The organism is Tepidibacter formicigenes DSM 15518 (assembly GCF_900142235.1).
Taxonomy (GTDB): Bacteria; Bacillota; Clostridia; order Peptostreptococcales; family Peptostreptococcaceae; genus Tepidibacter; species Tepidibacter formicigenes.
Genome location: NZ_FRAE01000062.1, coordinates 1 through 15,137, shown reverse-complemented (window position 1 = coordinate 15,137; position 15,137 = coordinate 1). Strand labels below are relative to the sequence as shown.

Below are 15,137 nucleotides of genomic sequence, written 5' to 3'. Positions count from 1 at the left end.
TTTTTATTCTATAGGAAACTATAAATTTTTTAAACTGTTGATAACTTTGGTAACTGAATAAAAGTATCAACTATTTTGAGCAACGGAGTCCGTTAGGACTCGTTGGCGACATGAGCCATGCGATAGCATGAAGCGAATTTTTTTATCATATTAATTTATATTATTTAATAATATTATAATGGTTTTTATTGGTTGGACATCATAGATACATCTAAATTATTTAAAAAGTTCAAATATTATAACAAAATAAAAAGGATTCGGTTTAAAAATGTAGAAATTATCATATGTATGCAATTAAAACTTCATATAAAACAATTATGAAATTTTAAATTCAAAAAATTTCATAATTTAATATAAGGGGGAGTGATTAATGAGTTACAATGACAATGAAAAGCTACAAGATAAATTAAAACAATGGGAAAAAGAAAAATTAGAAAAAGTATTATCTAGATTTTCTGAAAGAAAAGAAAAGTTTTTATCTGGATCTAATGAAGAAATAAAAAGGCTTTATACACCTTTAGATATAAGAGAATTAAATTATGAAGAAAATATAGGTTTTCCTGGTCAGTATCCTTTTACTAGAGGAGTACAACCTACAATGTATAGAGGAAAACTTTGGACTATGAGAATGTATGCGGGCTTTGCAACTGCAGAAGAATCAAATAAAAGATATAAGTACTTAATTGAACAAGGGTCAATGGGGTTGTCTGTTGCTTTTGATTTACCTACTCAAATGGGTTACGATTCAGATGATCCTATATCAGAAGGAGAAGTTGGAAAGGTTGGAGTTGCAATAGATTCTCTTGAAGATATGGAAATATTATTTGAGGGAATACCTTTAGATAAAGTTTCTACATCTATGACTATAAATGCTCCGGCAGCTGTACTTTTAGCAATGTATATAGCAGTTGCACAAAAACAAGGAGTCTCTATAGATAAACTTAGAGGAACCATTCAAAATGATATACTTAAAGAGTATGTTGCAAGAGGTACATATATATTTCCTACAAAGCCTTCAATGAGATTAATAACTAATATATTTGAATATTGTTCTAAAAATGTTCCAAAGTGGAATACAATTAGTATATCAGGTTACCACATAAGAGAGGCAGGATCTACTGCCGTTCAAGAAGTAGCTTTTACTTTAGCTAATGGAATTGCTTATGTAAATGCAGCTATAGATGCTGGACTTAATGTTGATGATTTTGCACCAAGGCTATCATTTTTCTTTAATGCTCATAATGATTTATTTGAGGAAATAGGAAAGTTTAGAGCTGCAAGAAGACTTTGGGCTAAGATAATGAAGGATAGATTTAAGGCTAAAAATCCAAAATCATTAATGCTTAAATTTCATACTCAAACAGGTGGTTCTACTTTGACAGCTCAACAGCCTGAAAACAATATTGTTCGTGTTGCAATACAAACTCTTGCAGCAGTTTTAGGTGGGACTCAATCTCTTCACACTAACTCTAAAGACGAAGCATTAGCTCTTCCAACAGAAGATTCAGTTAGAACAGCACTTAGAACTCAACAAATAGTAGCTTATGAAAGTGGCGTAGCAGACACTATAGACCCTCTTGCTGGTTCTTATTATGTTGAAAGTTTGACTAATAAAATAGAAGAAGAGGCTATGAAAATAATAGATAAAATAGATGAGTTAGGAGGTTCTCCATCAGCTATAGATAAAGGATATATGCAACAGGAAATAATGGAAAGTTCATATAGATATCAAAAAGAAGTAGAGAGTGGAGATAGAATAATAGTTGGTATGAATAAGTTTAAGATAGAAGAGAATGCTCCAAAAGATCTTTTAAGGGTTGATCCTTCTGTAGGGGAAAAGAAAAAAGAAAAATTAAAAGAATTAAAAGAAAGAAGAGACAATAATCTTGTCAAAGAAAAGCTAGAATTACTTAGAAAGGCTTGTCAAGAAGATGAAAATTTAATGCCTTATATTTTAGATTCAGTTAAAGCATATGCAACTTTAGGAGAGATATGTGGTGTTATGAGAAAAGAGTTTGGTGAATATAAACAAAGCGTAATTCTTTAATATAAAAGGGAGGAATTTACATGAGACCTATAAGAGTATTAGTTGCAAAGCCTGGACTTGATGGACATGATAGAGGAGCAAAAGTTATTGCAAGAGCTCTTAGAGATGCAGGTATGGAGGTTATATATACAGGACTTAGACAAACTCCAGAACAAATAGTTCAAACAGCAATTCAAGAAGATGTTGATGTTGTTGCTATGAGCATATTATCTGGAGCTCATAATCACCTTCTTCCTAAAGTAGTTCAGCTTTTAAAGGAGGAAGAGGTATATGATGAGATTCTTGTAATAGGTGGAGGGGTTATTCCTGATGAAGATATACCATATTTGAAAGAAAAAGGAGTAGCAGAAATATTTACTCCTGGAACTCCTACTAATGTAACAATTGATTTCATAAAAGAAAACATAAAAAGAGAAATTGCTTAGTAAGGCTGTGAAAATATGAATCTTATTAAGAAATTAGTAGAAGGAAATAAAAGAGCGTGTGCAAGACTTATTTCAATTATAGAAAATGAAAGTACAGGCTATTTAGATTTACTAAAAGAGGTACATAAAAATACAAAAGGAGCCTATGTAATAGGAATAACAGGACCTCCTGGAGCAGGAAAATCAACCTTAACAGATAAATTAGCAAAAAAACTTAGAGAAAAAAATAAAAAAATTGGAATCATAGCTATAGATCCAACTAGCCCTTTTACTAAAGGAGCTATACTTGGAGATAGGATAAGAATGAGTGATTTGAATTTAGATCCAGATGTATTTATACGATCTATGGGTACTAGAGGATATCTTGGAGGACTTTCGAAGGCTACTTATGGAGCTATAAAAGTTATGGATGCTTATGGTTGTGATTATATATTTGTTGAAACTGTAGGTGTAGGTCAATCTGAAGTAGATATAGTAAAAACTGCTGATACTACGGTTATGGTCATGGTTCCTGGACTTGGAGATGATATACAGGCTATAAAAGCTGGCGTAATGGAAATTGGAGATGTATTTATTATAAATAAAAGTGATAAAGATGGAGCTAAAAGAACTTTAATTGAGATAGAGATGATGCTTGACTTTAAAAAGGATTGGGAGTTTAGACCTTTAGTTTCCATGGCGATTTCAAGTGAAGGTAAAGGAATAGATGAAGTTCTAGAAAATATTATAAAACATAAAGCGTATCAAGAGAAAAGTGGAAAGCTAACAGAAAAGATACTACAAAGAAATAAATCTGAAATAAAAGAGATAATACATAGAAAAATAGAAAATAAAATTCAAAATATAGAAAGTGAAAAAGAGATAGAAGATATGATAATGAAAACATTAAGCAGAGAATTTGATCCATATACAGTAAGTGAAAATATATTAAAGAAAATAATAAAAGATTAATTAGAGAGGAGATATTAAAGTGAATATTAGTAAAGTTGATCATATAGGCATAGCAGTTAGCAATCTTGGAGAAACTTTAAAATTCTATGAAGATGTTTTAGGAATAAAATGCGAAGGTACTGAGGTTGTAGAAGATCAAAAGGTAAAAGTAGCATTTTTACCAGTTGGAGATACAGAAATAGAGCTATTAGAATCAACTTCAGAAGATGGCCCTATAGCAAAATTTATTGAAAAAAATGGTGGAAGAAATGGAATACAACATATTGCTGTTAGAGTTGACAATATAGAAGAAGCAATAGAAGAAGTAAAATTAAAGGGATATAGGATGATAGATGAAAAGCCAAGATATGGAGCTGGTGGAGCTAAAATAGCATTTTGTCATCCAAAAAGCACTCATGGAATATTATTAGAATTAAGTGAAAGAAAGTAGATTAAAATCTTGTGCTTAAAATTAAGCACAAGATTTTAATTGTCAAAACTAACTTATATATTTAGGGGGTGCAATAATGTCTTTAGAAAAGTTAGAGGTTCTTCGTGAAAAAAGAAAGAAGATAGAATTAGGTGGAGGAGAAAAAAGAATACAAAAGCAACATAAATCAGGAAAGCTAACTGCAAGGGAAAGGCTTAATATATTATTTGATGAAGCAAGCTTTGTTGAACTTGATGCTTTTGTAAAACATAGATGTACAAATTTTGGAATGGATAAAGTAGATGCTCCAGGAGAAGGTGTTGTAACTGGATATGGAAAGGTTGATGGAAGACTTGTTTATGCATTTGCTCAAGACTTTACTGTTCTAGGTGGATCTCTTGGAGAAATGCATGCTAAAAAAATAGAAAAAGTAGTTGACCTTGCACTTAAAATGGGAGCACCTATTATTGGACTAAATGATTCAGGTGGAGCAAGAATTCAAGAAGGGGTAGACGCTTTATCTGGATATGGAAGAGTTTTTTATAAAAATACTATAGCTTCAGGAGTTATACCTCAAATATCTGCTATAATGGGACCTTGTGCAGGAGGAGCAGTTTATTCACCGGCATTGACTGATTTTATATTTATGGTTGATAAAACAAGCCAAATGTTTATTACAGGACCTCAAGTTATAAAAACCGTTACAGGAGAAGACGTTAGCGCAGAAAGATTAGGTGGAGCTATGACTCATAATACTACATCTGGAGTTGCTCATTTTATATCATCAAATGATGAACAGTGTGTTTTAGATATTAGAAAGCTTTTAAGTTTTTTACCTTCTAATAATATGGAAAAAACTCCAGTGTTAGAAACTGGAGATGATCCTAATAGAATAATTGATAATCTAAACTTTATAATTCCAGAAAACTCTAATAAGCCTTATGATATGAAAAAAATAATAAGATATGTAGTGGACAATGAAGACTTTTTTGAAGTACAGCCTTATTTTGCGCAAAATATAATAACAGGATTTGCAAGAATAAATGGTGAATCTGTTGGAATTATTGGAAATCAACCTACATATATGGCAGGCTGCTTAGATATAAATGCAGCAGATAAAGCTTCTAGATTTATTAGAATTTGTGATGCTTTTAATGTTCCTATTTTAAATTTTGTAGATGTTCCGGGATTTTTACCAGGTATAGCTCAAGAATATGGAGGAATTATAAGACATGGAGCTAAAATGCTTTATGCTTATAGTGAGGCAACAGTTCCAAAAGTTACTATAATAGTTAGAAAGGCTTATGGAGGATCATATCTTGCTATGTGCTCTAAGGATATGGGAGCAGATTTGGTATATGCATGGCCTAGTGCTGAAATTGCTGTTATGGGACCTGAAGGAGCAGCTAATATTATTTTTAGAAAAGAAATAAAAGAAGCAGATAATCCTCAAGAGGGAAGACAAATGAAAATAAAAGAGTATAAAGATGAATTTGCAACTCCTTATAAAGCAGCTGAGAGAGGATTTGTAGACGATGTTATAGAACCATCACTAACTAGGATTAGGCTTTGTGACGCTTTTGATGTCTTAAGGTCTAAAAGAGAAAACAGACCTCCTAAAAAGCATGGAAATATTCCACTGTAAAAATAAGAAGGTGATAAAATGAATTTATCTAATTTAATTGAGATTATGAAAAATGATATATATACATTAACGGATTCACAAAAAATTATAGGAAGCTTAGTAGTAACTGTAATATCTATGATTATTGTGTTTGTAGTTTTAATTATTATATCTTTTTCGTTAAATATAATGAATAGATTAATAAGTGGTAAAAAGAAAAAAGGAAATGAAGAAACGAAAGTAATAGAAAAAAAAGAAAATAAAACTCAGGATGATAAAGAATTAATAGCAGTAATAAGTGCTGCTGTAGCATCATCATTGGGAACTACTACAAATAATATAATAGTTAGAAATATAGTTAGAGTAAAGGACAAGGAAAGTGATTGGAGCAAAACTGGTAGAATAGAGCAAATGAATAGAGTTAATTTTTTAAGTAAGTAAGAGTTTATTGGGAGGAATTTAATATGATAAAAAAATTTAATGTCAAGGTTAATGGGATTAATTATGAGGTGGAAGTTGAGGAAATAAAAGAAAATATACAAAACAAGAAAGAATCTCCTTCTTTAAAAATAGAACCTAAAAAAATTAATAATACTTTAAATCAAGAAATAAAACCTTCTGTAAATAATAATCAATTAGCTTCACAAGGAGAAAATTCTATAAAAGCTCCTATGCCTGGAACTATAAATGATATAAAAATAAATAAGGGAGATAAAGTTAAGAAAGGTCAGGTATTAGTAATACTTGAAGCTATGAAAATGGAAAATGAAATAATGGCTCCTTTTGATGGGATTGTAGAATCTATAAATATTAATAAAGGATCATCTGTAAATGCAGGAGATGTGATTGTTGTTTTAAAATAAGAAGGGGGATTACCTATGGGAGATATTATATTTAATTTCGTACAAAGTACGGGTATTTACAATATAATTGTAAACTGGGGAGATTATTGGCAGCAGGTAGTAATGATATTAATTGCATGTATACTATTATATTTAGCTATATCTAAAGGATTTGAGCCCCTTTTATTAGTTCCTATAGCATTTGGTATGATTCTTACAAATCTTCCTTTAGCAGGTCTAATGGCAGAACCAGAAACTTTAATTAAATTTCATGCTATAGAGAATCAAGAGATGGCAATTAAGGCTCAACAAGGAATATTTAATGTAGATTTTATAACTAAGTTTCCAGGTGGACTTCTTAATTACTTATTTAAAGGAGACGAACTAGGAATATTCCCTCCCCTTATTTTTATGGGGGTAGGAGCTATGACTGATTTTGGACCACTTATTGCAAATCCTAAAAGCTTGCTTTTAGGAGCTGCTGCACAATTTGGAATATTTTTCACTTTTATAGGGGCTATAATTTTAGGGTTTGATGCACAAGCAGCTTCATCTATTGGAATAATAGGGGGAGCAGATGGACCAACCGCAATATTTCTTGCTACAAAATTAAAGCCAGAGTTACTTGGCCCTATTGCTGTTGCGGCTTATTCTTATATGGCATTAGTTCCTATAATTCAGCCTCCTATAATGAAAGTTTTAACAACAAAAGAAGAAAGAGAAATACAAATGGAACAACTTAGACCGGTTTCAAAAAAAGAAAAGATAATATTCCCTATACTTGTTACAATACTTGTTTCTTTAATACTACCTCCAGCAGCTACATTAATAGGCATGCTTATGCTTGGTAACTTATTTAGAGAATGTGGAGTAACAGATAGACTTTCAAAGACAGCTACTAATGAGCTTATAAATATAGTGACAATATTTTTAGGATTAAGCGTAGGTGCAACCGCCAAAGGAGAGAACTTTTTAGTTTGGGAAACTATAAAAATATTTGCGCTTGGAGTAATTGCATTTGGTATAGGAACTGCATCTGGGGTACTTCTTGCTAAACTATTAAATAAATTCCTTAAAAAACCAATTAATCCTCTTATAGGAGCAGCTGGAGTTTCAGCAGTACCTATGGCGGCTAGGGTTGCTAATAAAGTAGGACAAGAAGAAAATCCAAGTAACTTTCTTTTGATGCATGCCATGGGACCGAATGTTTCTGGAGTTATAGGCTCAGCTGTTGCAGCAGGTGTACTTCTTAGTTTATTTGGATAATAATAAAAAATGAGTTGTGTAAAAATATCACAACTCATTTTTATTTCAAAAATATAATTTTAAAATATACAAAATAATATAGGGGCTTTTTTCATTTCCGCTATTTTGATATAGTTTTTATGAAAAGTTTAAATTTGAAAAGAGGGATAGTAATGAGGGAAAAAATATTAAATATTCTTTTAGATAAAAATAAAGAATTTGTATCAGGAGAAGAAATATCTGAAAGATTAGGTATAACTAGAAGTGCAGTATGGAAGCATATAAAAAATATAAAACAACAGGGATATGAAATAGAATCTGTAACTAAAAAAGGATATAAAATTGTGAAATGTCCAGATTTATTAACAACAGAAATAGTTAAATATAACTTAAATACAAATTTATTAGGTAAAGAAGTAATATATTGTGATACTATAGGTTCAACTAATGATTATGCTAAAGAAATAGCTAAAAATGCTAAAGAAGGTACAATTATAATATCAGAAGAGCAAACAAAGGGAAGAGGAAGAATGGGAAGATACTGGCACTCTATTAAAGGCGATGGAATATGGATGAGTATAATATTAAAACCAAATATATATCCTCATGAGGCTCCATTTATAACCCAAATAGCAGGAGCTAGTATTGTAAGTGGACTTAAAAAGCTTGGGGTTAATTCTTTAATAAAATGGCCAAACGATATTATAATAAATAATAAAAAAGTAAGTGGAATATTAACAGAATTAGGTGCTGAGATAGATAGAATAAATTATATTGTAGTTGGAATGGGAATGAATGTAAAAACAATAGATTTTCCTGAGAATGTAAAGGAGTTAGCAACATCTATAAAAAAAGAAGGACATAATCTAAAAAGAATAGATATATTAAAATCAATAATTGAAGAATTTGAACATTTGTATTTAAAATATATTCAAGATAAAGATAAGTCTGAATGTATTAAAATATGTAGAGAAAATTCAGCTGTAATAGGTAAAAATATCTATATATTAAAAGGAGAAGAAAAAAGAAAAGCAAAATGTGTTGATATAACTGAAGAGGGAAATCTTGTAATAATTAATAATAATATAAAAGAAGAATTAATATCAGGAGAAGTATCTATAAGAGGGGATAAAGACTATGTTTAAGAATAATATACTAGATGTAAAAGGAATAAAAGTAGGACAAGTTGAAGATAAAAAAGGATTAACTGGCTGCACTGTTATAATATGTGAAGAAGGAGGAACTTGTGGAGTAGATGTAAGAGGTTCTGCACCTGGTACTAGAGAAACAGATCTTTTAAATCCAATTAATTTAGTCGATAAAGCTCATGCTATAGTATTATCTGGAGGATCTGCATTTGGTCTTGAATCTACATGTGGAGTAATGAAATATTTAGAAGAAAGAGATATAGGGTTTGATGTTGGAGTTACCAAAGTTCCTATAGTAGTAGGTGCTGTTCTATTCGATTTACATGTTGGAGATTACAAAATAAGACCTGATTTTAACATGGGATATAAAGCTTGTGAACTAGCTTCAAGTGAGATGTTAGAACAAGGAAATTATGGAGCAGGGTGTGGAGCTACAGTTGGAAAGTTTAAAGGTATTGATTATTCAATGAAAGGTGGAATAGGAAGTTATTCAATATATCTTGATAATGGACTTGTGGTTGGTGCCATTGTTGCAGTGAATCCATTTGGGGATGTATATGAGAATGGAAAAATAATTGCTGGAGCACTTGATGATAATAGAAAAGGATTTATAAATACATGTGAGGCTATGAAAAAAGGATCAGACTATAGAGATTTTTCCATTCAAAATACGACAATAGGTGCTATAGTTACAAATGCAAAATTAAATAAAAATGAATGCACTAAAATTTCTCAAATGGCACATGATGGATATGCAAGAGCAATTAGTCCTATACATACAATGTTTGATGGAGATACAATATTTACTTTAGCCACAGGAGAAGTAGAAGCTGATATAAATATAGTAGGAACTTTAGCTACTGAAGCAATGGAGAAAAGTATAATAAATGGAGTAAAAAATGCCCAAGGTATATGTAATATACCTTCTTATAAAGATATATTACGATTTAAATAAATTTATTTAAAAATTTTAATACATATTGAAACTTGTATACAATATTGATAAAATTAAATAGTTGTAGCTAGCATCCATTTGGAGCTTGACTATTTTCAAGAGAATAAAAAATAAAAAAGTCTGGCATCGTAAAGAGCTGGAACGGAGGTGCGTAAAATGATTGCTACGAGAAGTTTATCTACAAAAAAAATGACTGTTATAGGAATGCTTGGAGCTATTTCTATAGTACTGGGTATGACACCACTTGGGTTTATTCCTATTGGGCCAACTAAGGCTACCATAATGCATATACCAGTTATTATTGGAGCTATACTTGAAGGACCATTGGTTGGGGCTGCTATAGGACTTATATTTGGTATATTTAGTTTGATTCAGAGTATAACAAGTCCAACTCCAGTATCTTTTGTGTTTTGGAATCCTCTAGTTTCTATAGTTCCAAGAATATTAATAGGTTTAGTATCTTATTATGCATACTCAGGAATTAAAAATATAATTAAAAATGAAACTATATCTGTAGCTTTAACAGGAGCTATTGGAACACTTACTAATACAATAGGAGTGCTTTCTATGATTTATTTATTATATGGAGTTAAATTTGTTGAAGCTATAGGTGCAGATATAAATTCAGTAGGAAAAATAATATTAGGAATTGGAATAACAAATGGAATACCGGAAATAATAGTTGCTATTTTAATAGTTACAGGAGTTATGAGAGGACTTAAGTTGATAAAAAAATAAGAAAGAAGGTTAAACTATGTTGCTTGTATTTGATGTAGGAAATACAAATACAGTACTAGGGGTTTATGAAGGAAAAAATCTAATAAATCATTGGAGAATTAGTACAGATAAAGATAAAACATCTGATGAATATGGAATGTTAATAAATGATCTTTTTAAATATGAAGAATTAAATATCAAAAATGTAAAAGATGTTATAATTTCTTCTGTAGTTCCTAATGTAATGCATTCTCTTGAAAATTTTTCTAGAAAATATTGCAAAAGGGAACCTTTGGTAGTAGGACCTGGTATAAAAACAGGTATGAATATTAAATATGATAATCCAAAGCAAGTAGGAGCAGATAGGATAGTAAATGCAGTTGCAGGATATGAAAAATATGGGGCTCCTCTTATATTGGTTGATTTTGGAACGGCTACAACATTTTGTGCGTTATCTGAAAAAGGAGAATATTTAGGAGGAACTATTTCTCCGGGAATTAAGATTTCTAGTGAGGCTTTGTTTCAAAAAGCATCTAAGCTTCCTAGAGTAGAGCTGACAAAGCCTGGAATGGCAATATGTAAAAATACAGTTTCTTCTATGCAATCTGGTATAATATACGGATATGCAGGGCTTGTTGACAATATAGTAGATATGATGAAAAGTGAACTTAAAAACAAAGATACTAAGGTTGTAGCAACAGGAGGATTAGCTAATTTAATAGCATCAGAATCTAAAAGTATAGATTATGTGGATAAATTTTTAACTTTAGATGGACTAAGAATAATATACGATAGAAATAGGGAATAAATAAAAAGGAATTGGGTTTTTAATAAAATCCAATTCCTTTTGCATTAATACAGGTTGGAAGGTGATAATGTGAAAATAGGAAGTGTATATATAGAAAATGAAGTGTTTTTAGCTCCCATGGCGGGGGTTACTGATCTTCCTTTTAGAATATTGTGCAAAGAAATGAATTGTGGGCTTTTATATACTGAAATGATAAATGCAAAAGCACTTTGTTATGATGATGAAAATACTAAATCCATGTTAAAAATAGATAAAAAAGAGCATCCTGTTAATGTGCAAATATTTGGATCTGAAGTTCAATTTATGGGAAAAGCTGCATATATTTTAAATGAATATCCTAATGAAATATTAGATATAAATATGGGGTGTCCTGCTCCAAAGATAGTAAAAAATGGGGATGGATCAGCGCTTATGAAAAACCCAAAGCTTGCCCATAATATATTAAAAGAAGTGGTAAAAAACTCAGTAAAGCCTGTAACATTAAAAATTAGAAAAGGTTGGGATGAAAATAATGTAAATGCTGTAGAAATAGCAAAAATTGCAGAAGATGCAGGAATAAGCTGTATTGCAGTTCATGGAAGAACTAGAGAGCAGTATTATTCTGGAACAGCTGATTGGGATATAATAGCAAAGGTTAAAAAAGCTGTATCTATACCTGTTATAGGAAATGGAGATATATTTGAAGTAGAGGATGCAGTAAGAATGATAAATCATACAAATTGTGATGCTGTTATGATTGGAAGAGGAGCTCAAGGAAATCCTTGGATATTTAAAAGGGTTGCTCATTATATTAAAACAGGTAAAATTTTACCTTTACCTACATTAGAAGAAAAAATAAATACAGCAATAAGACATCTAAATATGGCAGTTGAAGAAAAGGGAGAATATGTAGCTATAAGAGAGATGAGGAAACATTTAGGTTGGTATTTAAAAGGACTTAAAGGATCTGCAAAAGTAAGAGATGAAATAAATAGACTTGAAAGCTATGAAGAAGTTGTTAACAAATTGAAATCTTATCTAGAACAATCCTTGACATAGAAAAAATAGTAATTTATAATATTGCGCAACTGGTAAAATAATGTTTGATATAAATTTAAATTATATTAAAGATATAAATTTAATAAAAAGGAGATGTAGGGGCTATGGACCAAAATAAAGAGGTTTTACTAACGGAAGAAGGTTATAAAAAGATAGAAGATGAGTTAGAGTTTTTGAAAACTGTTAGAAGAAAAGAAGTAGCTGAGAGAATAAAAGTAGCTATATCTTTTGGAGATATATCTGAAAACTCAGAGTATGATGAAGCAAAAAATGAGCAAGCACAACTTGAAGAAAGAATACTAAAGCTTGAGAATATGCTTAGAAAAGCAGTTATTATTGATGAAAGTCAAGTAGATTTAAGTGTTGTAACTATAGGATCCATTGTTAAAGTAAATGATTTGGATTTTGATGAAGAAGTAGAATATACAATAGTAGGTTCAGCAGAGGCAGACCCTTATGAATTTAAAATCTCAAATGAATCACCTGTAGGAAAAGCTCTTTTAGGAAGAAAAGTAGGAGAAACAGTAGAAGTTCAGGTTCCAGATGGAATAGCTAAATTTAAAATTCTTGAAATAAGAAGATAATTTTGGAGGTAAATAAAATGAATACTGAAGAACTAAGTCTCAATGAAATGTTAAAAGTAAGAAGAGAAAAATTAGCAAAACTTCAAGAAATGGGAAAAGATCCATTTAAAATAGAAAAATATGATTTAACACATCATAGTAAAGATATAAAAGATAAATTTGAAGAATTAGAAGGAAAAGAAGTTTCAATTGCTGGACGTATAATGAGCAAAAGAATACAAGGTAAAGCAGGATTTATTGATGTACAAGATCAAGAAGGAAGAATACAGTCTTATGTTAGAAAGGATAGAATAGGAGAAGAAGATTACGATTTATTTGTTACATATGACATAGGAGATATTGTTGGAATAAAGGGAGAAGTTTTTCAAACTAAAAGAGGGGAAATATCTGTAAAAGCTAACGAAGTAACTCTTTTAAGTAAGTCTCTTCAAATACTTCCAGAAAAATTCCATGGCCTTAAAGACCTTGATTTGAGATATAGACAAAGATATGTAGATTTAATAGTAAATCCAGAGGTAAAAGAAGCCTTTTTAACTAGAAATAAAGCTATAAAAGCGATCAAAGAGTATTTAGATGATAGAGGATTTTTAGAAGTAGATACTCCGATACTTAATACAATAGCAGGAGGAGCATCTGCAAGACCGTTTATAACTCATCATAATACTTTAGATATAGATATGTACTTAAGAATAGCTAATGAATTATATTTAAAAAGACTAATAGTTGGTGGATTTGAAAAAGTATATGAAATGGGAAGAATGTTTAGAAATGAAGGTATGTCTATAAAGCATAACCCAGAATATACTGCTATAGAATTATATCAAGCTTATGCTGATTATGAAGATATGATGAGAATAACAGAAGAAATAGTAGCTTATGCAGCACAAAAGGCTCTTGGTACTACTAAAATAAATTATCAAGGAACAGAAATAGACTTAACTCCGCCATGGAATAGAATGAGTATGCAAGAGGCTGTTAAGAAATATGCTGGCGTAGATTTTGATGAGATTAAGACAGATGAAGAAGCAATAGAAATAGCAAAACAAAAAGGAATAGAAATAAAACCTGAAATGACTAGAGGGCAAGTTATAAATGATTTATTTGAAGAATATGCAGAAGAACATTTAATTCAACCTACATTTATAACACACCATCCAGTTGAGGTTTCACCTCTTGCAAAACGTAATCCAGAAAATCCAGCAATAACAAACAGATTTGAAGCTTTTGTAAACAGATGGGAAATAGCTAATGCTTTCTCTGAACTTAATGATCCTATAGACCAAAGAGGTAGATTTATGGACCAATTAAGACAAAGAGAGCTTGGTGATGATGAAGCTCATATGCTTGATGAAGATTTTTTAAATGCTTTAGAAGTAGGATTACCTCCAACAGGAGGATTAGGAATCGGTATAGATAGAGTAATGATGCTGTTAACTAATTCGTCTTCAATAAGGGATGTAATACTATTCCCTACTATGAAGCCTATAGGAGATAAAAAACAAGATTAGTTAATACAAAAGTCATACCCAGGCTAAAATAAAGCCTGGGTATTTTTTCTTATTTGCAGAAAATGATGATAATTGTAATAATTTGTGTATAAATAAAAACAGGAAAGTGTGTTAAAATATAGAATATACCACAAATAGGATTTTATATAATATAATTTAGTGATTGAATAAAACTTATAAAGAGAGGGATATAATTGAAATGTTGATAAACTGGATTGCTTTAATATGTATTGTTGCCTTGGTGTCTCAAGTAATGTTTTTTTTCTATATGAATGCCCTATCGGATTTAAAACCCAAAAAATCTGTTAGAAGAGCAAAAACAATTACTAAAAGAGCTCGTAAAGCAGAATATAGTTCTCAAACAAACTATATAAATAAAATAGCAAAATAATTTTTTGAAAAAAGTATTGACTTTATACATGAATGGTGATATATTATTATTTGTCCTCAGGAAAAAGGACAACTTAGATATGAACTTTGAAAATTAAACAGTAGGTCATAATGAATCACACCATGTGATTCTGGATATAAAACATGAAGCCGATGAAGTTTATTTTGAGCAACGGAAATCTTTGATTTCGTTGGCGATATAAACGAAGTTTATTTTGAGAGTTTGATCCTGGCTCAGGATGAACGCTGGCGGCGTGCCTAACACATGCAAGTCGAGCGAGGAGATAAGAGCTTGCTCTTTGATCCTAGCGGCGGACGGGTGAGTAACGCGTGGGTAACCTGCCCTATACACATGGATAACATACCGAAAGGTATGCTAATACAAGATAATACTAAGATAAGGCATCTTATTTTAGTCAAAGCGTTAGCGGTATAGGATGGACCCG

At 30.8% G+C, this 15,137-nt stretch carries 15 protein-coding genes and 1 rRNA gene; all 16 read left to right on the top strand.

Going from position 1 to position 15,137, the window contains the following annotated elements; translation table 11 throughout:
• Nucleotides 1-370: 370 nt before the first annotated feature.
• Nucleotides 371-2,047 (top strand): acyl-CoA mutase large subunit family protein, encoded by a 1,677-nt coding sequence (locus tag BUA77_RS10485; RefSeq protein ID WP_072889946.1) that lies wholly within the window; start codon nt 371-373, stop codon nt 2,045-2,047.
• A 20-nt stretch (nt 2,048-2,067) separates the two neighbouring features.
• Entirely contained in the window at nt 2,068-2,472 is a 405-nt protein-coding gene (locus BUA77_RS10480) for a cobalamin B12-binding domain-containing protein (RefSeq protein ID WP_072889944.1), read from the top strand.
• 15 nt (nt 2,473-2,487) lie between these two features.
• Nucleotides 2,488-3,423: a methylmalonyl Co-A mutase-associated GTPase MeaB gene (meaB, locus tag BUA77_RS10475; protein ID WP_072889942.1), complete on the top strand. Its 936-nt coding sequence runs from the start codon at nt 2,488-2,490 to the stop codon at nt 3,421-3,423.
• A 19-nt stretch (nt 3,424-3,442) separates the two neighbouring features.
• Nucleotides 3,443-3,853 carry a methylmalonyl-CoA epimerase gene (gene mce, locus BUA77_RS10470; protein ID WP_072889940.1) on the top strand — a complete coding sequence of 137 codons (411 nt, stop codon included), beginning with the start codon at nt 3,443-3,445 and terminating at the stop codon, nt 3,851-3,853.
• Nucleotides 3,854-3,929: 76 nt separating this feature from the next.
• Nucleotides 3,930-5,477, top strand: a complete 1,548-nt coding sequence (gene mmdA / locus BUA77_RS10465) for a methylmalonyl-CoA decarboxylase subunit alpha (protein WP_072889938.1) — start codon at nt 3,930-3,932, stop codon at nt 5,475-5,477.
• A gap of 18 nt (nt 5,478-5,495) precedes the next feature.
• Nucleotides 5,496-5,897, top strand: coding sequence for an OadG family protein (locus BUA77_RS10460; RefSeq protein WP_072889930.1), 402 nt, complete (start codon nt 5,496-5,498; stop codon nt 5,895-5,897).
• A 23-nt stretch (nt 5,898-5,920) separates the two neighbouring features.
• Nucleotides 5,921-6,319: a biotin/lipoyl-containing protein gene (locus BUA77_RS10455; RefSeq protein WP_330390092.1), complete on the top strand. Its 399-nt coding sequence runs from the start codon at nt 5,921-5,923 to the stop codon at nt 6,317-6,319.
• Nucleotides 6,320-6,334: 15 nt separating this feature from the next.
• On the top strand, nt 6,335-7,564 hold the full coding sequence (locus BUA77_RS10450) for a sodium ion-translocating decarboxylase subunit beta (RefSeq protein WP_084605711.1): 1,230 nt from the start codon (nt 6,335-6,337) through the stop codon (nt 7,562-7,564).
• Nucleotides 7,565-7,716: 152 nt separating this feature from the next.
• Nucleotides 7,717-8,688, top strand: coding sequence for a biotin--[acetyl-CoA-carboxylase] ligase (locus tag BUA77_RS10445; RefSeq protein WP_072889927.1), 972 nt, complete (start codon nt 7,717-7,719; stop codon nt 8,686-8,688).
• Nucleotides 8,681-9,646: a P1 family peptidase gene (locus BUA77_RS10440; RefSeq protein WP_072889926.1), complete on the top strand. Its 966-nt coding sequence runs from the start codon at nt 8,681-8,683 to the stop codon at nt 9,644-9,646. Before BUA77_RS10445 ends, BUA77_RS10440 begins: the two co-directional genes overlap by 8 nt.
• Nucleotides 9,647-9,802: 156 nt before the next feature.
• A complete protein-coding gene (locus BUA77_RS10435) occupies nt 9,803-10,384 on the top strand; it encodes an ECF transporter S component (RefSeq protein ID WP_072889924.1) in 582 nt (193 codons plus the stop codon).
• Between the two features lie 16 nt (nt 10,385-10,400).
• Nucleotides 10,401-11,171, top strand: a complete 771-nt coding sequence (locus BUA77_RS10430) for a type III pantothenate kinase (protein WP_072889922.1) — start codon at nt 10,401-10,403, stop codon at nt 11,169-11,171.
• 69 nt (nt 11,172-11,240) lie between these two features.
• Nucleotides 11,241-12,209, top strand: a complete 969-nt coding sequence (gene dusB / locus BUA77_RS10425) for a tRNA dihydrouridine synthase DusB (RefSeq protein ID WP_072889921.1) — start codon at nt 11,241-11,243, stop codon at nt 12,207-12,209.
• Nucleotides 12,210-12,313: 104 nt separating this feature from the next.
• The gene (gene greA / locus BUA77_RS10420) at nt 12,314-12,793 is read left to right on the top strand and encodes a transcription elongation factor GreA (protein WP_072889919.1); all 480 of its coding nucleotides are present in this window, start codon (nt 12,314-12,316) and stop codon (nt 12,791-12,793) included.
• Between the two features lie 17 nt (nt 12,794-12,810).
• Nucleotides 12,811-14,301 carry a lysine--tRNA ligase gene (gene lysS / locus BUA77_RS10415; RefSeq protein WP_072889917.1) on the top strand — a complete coding sequence of 497 codons (1,491 nt, stop codon included), beginning with the start codon at nt 12,811-12,813 and terminating at the stop codon, nt 14,299-14,301.
• A 601-nt stretch (nt 14,302-14,902) separates the two neighbouring features.
• A 16S ribosomal RNA gene (locus BUA77_RS10410) occupies nt 14,903-15,137 on the top strand; the annotation flags it as partial.

Coding starts and splice junctions, on each gene's coding strand:
- meaB (WP_072889942.1), top strand. CDS start 2,488: ATGAATCTTATTAAGAAATTAGTAGAAGGAAATAAAAGAGCGTGTGCA.
- BUA77_RS10460 (WP_072889930.1), top strand. CDS start 5,496: ATGAATTTATCTAATTTAATTGAGATTATGAAAAATGATATATATACA.
- greA (WP_072889919.1), top strand. CDS start 12,314: ATGGACCAAAATAAAGAGGTTTTACTAACGGAAGAAGGTTATAAAAAG.
- BUA77_RS10440 (WP_072889926.1), top strand. CDS start 8,681: ATGTTTAAGAATAATATACTAGATGTAAAAGGAATAAAAGTAGGACAA.
- BUA77_RS10485 (WP_072889946.1), top strand. CDS start 371: ATGAGTTACAATGACAATGAAAAGCTACAAGATAAATTAAAACAATGG.
- BUA77_RS10455 (WP_330390092.1), top strand. CDS start 5,921: ATGATAAAAAAATTTAATGTCAAGGTTAATGGGATTAATTATGAGGTG.
- BUA77_RS10430 (WP_072889922.1), top strand. CDS start 10,401: ATGTTGCTTGTATTTGATGTAGGAAATACAAATACAGTACTAGGGGTT.
- mmdA (WP_072889938.1), top strand. CDS start 3,930: ATGTCTTTAGAAAAGTTAGAGGTTCTTCGTGAAAAAAGAAAGAAGATA.
- BUA77_RS10450 (WP_084605711.1), top strand. CDS start 6,335: ATGGGAGATATTATATTTAATTTCGTACAAAGTACGGGTATTTACAAT.
- BUA77_RS10435 (WP_072889924.1), top strand. CDS start 9,803: ATGATTGCTACGAGAAGTTTATCTACAAAAAAAATGACTGTTATAGGA.
- BUA77_RS10445 (WP_072889927.1), top strand. CDS start 7,717: ATGAGGGAAAAAATATTAAATATTCTTTTAGATAAAAATAAAGAATTT.
- BUA77_RS10480 (WP_072889944.1), top strand. CDS start 2,068: ATGAGACCTATAAGAGTATTAGTTGCAAAGCCTGGACTTGATGGACAT.
- lysS (WP_072889917.1), top strand. CDS start 12,811: ATGAATACTGAAGAACTAAGTCTCAATGAAATGTTAAAAGTAAGAAGA.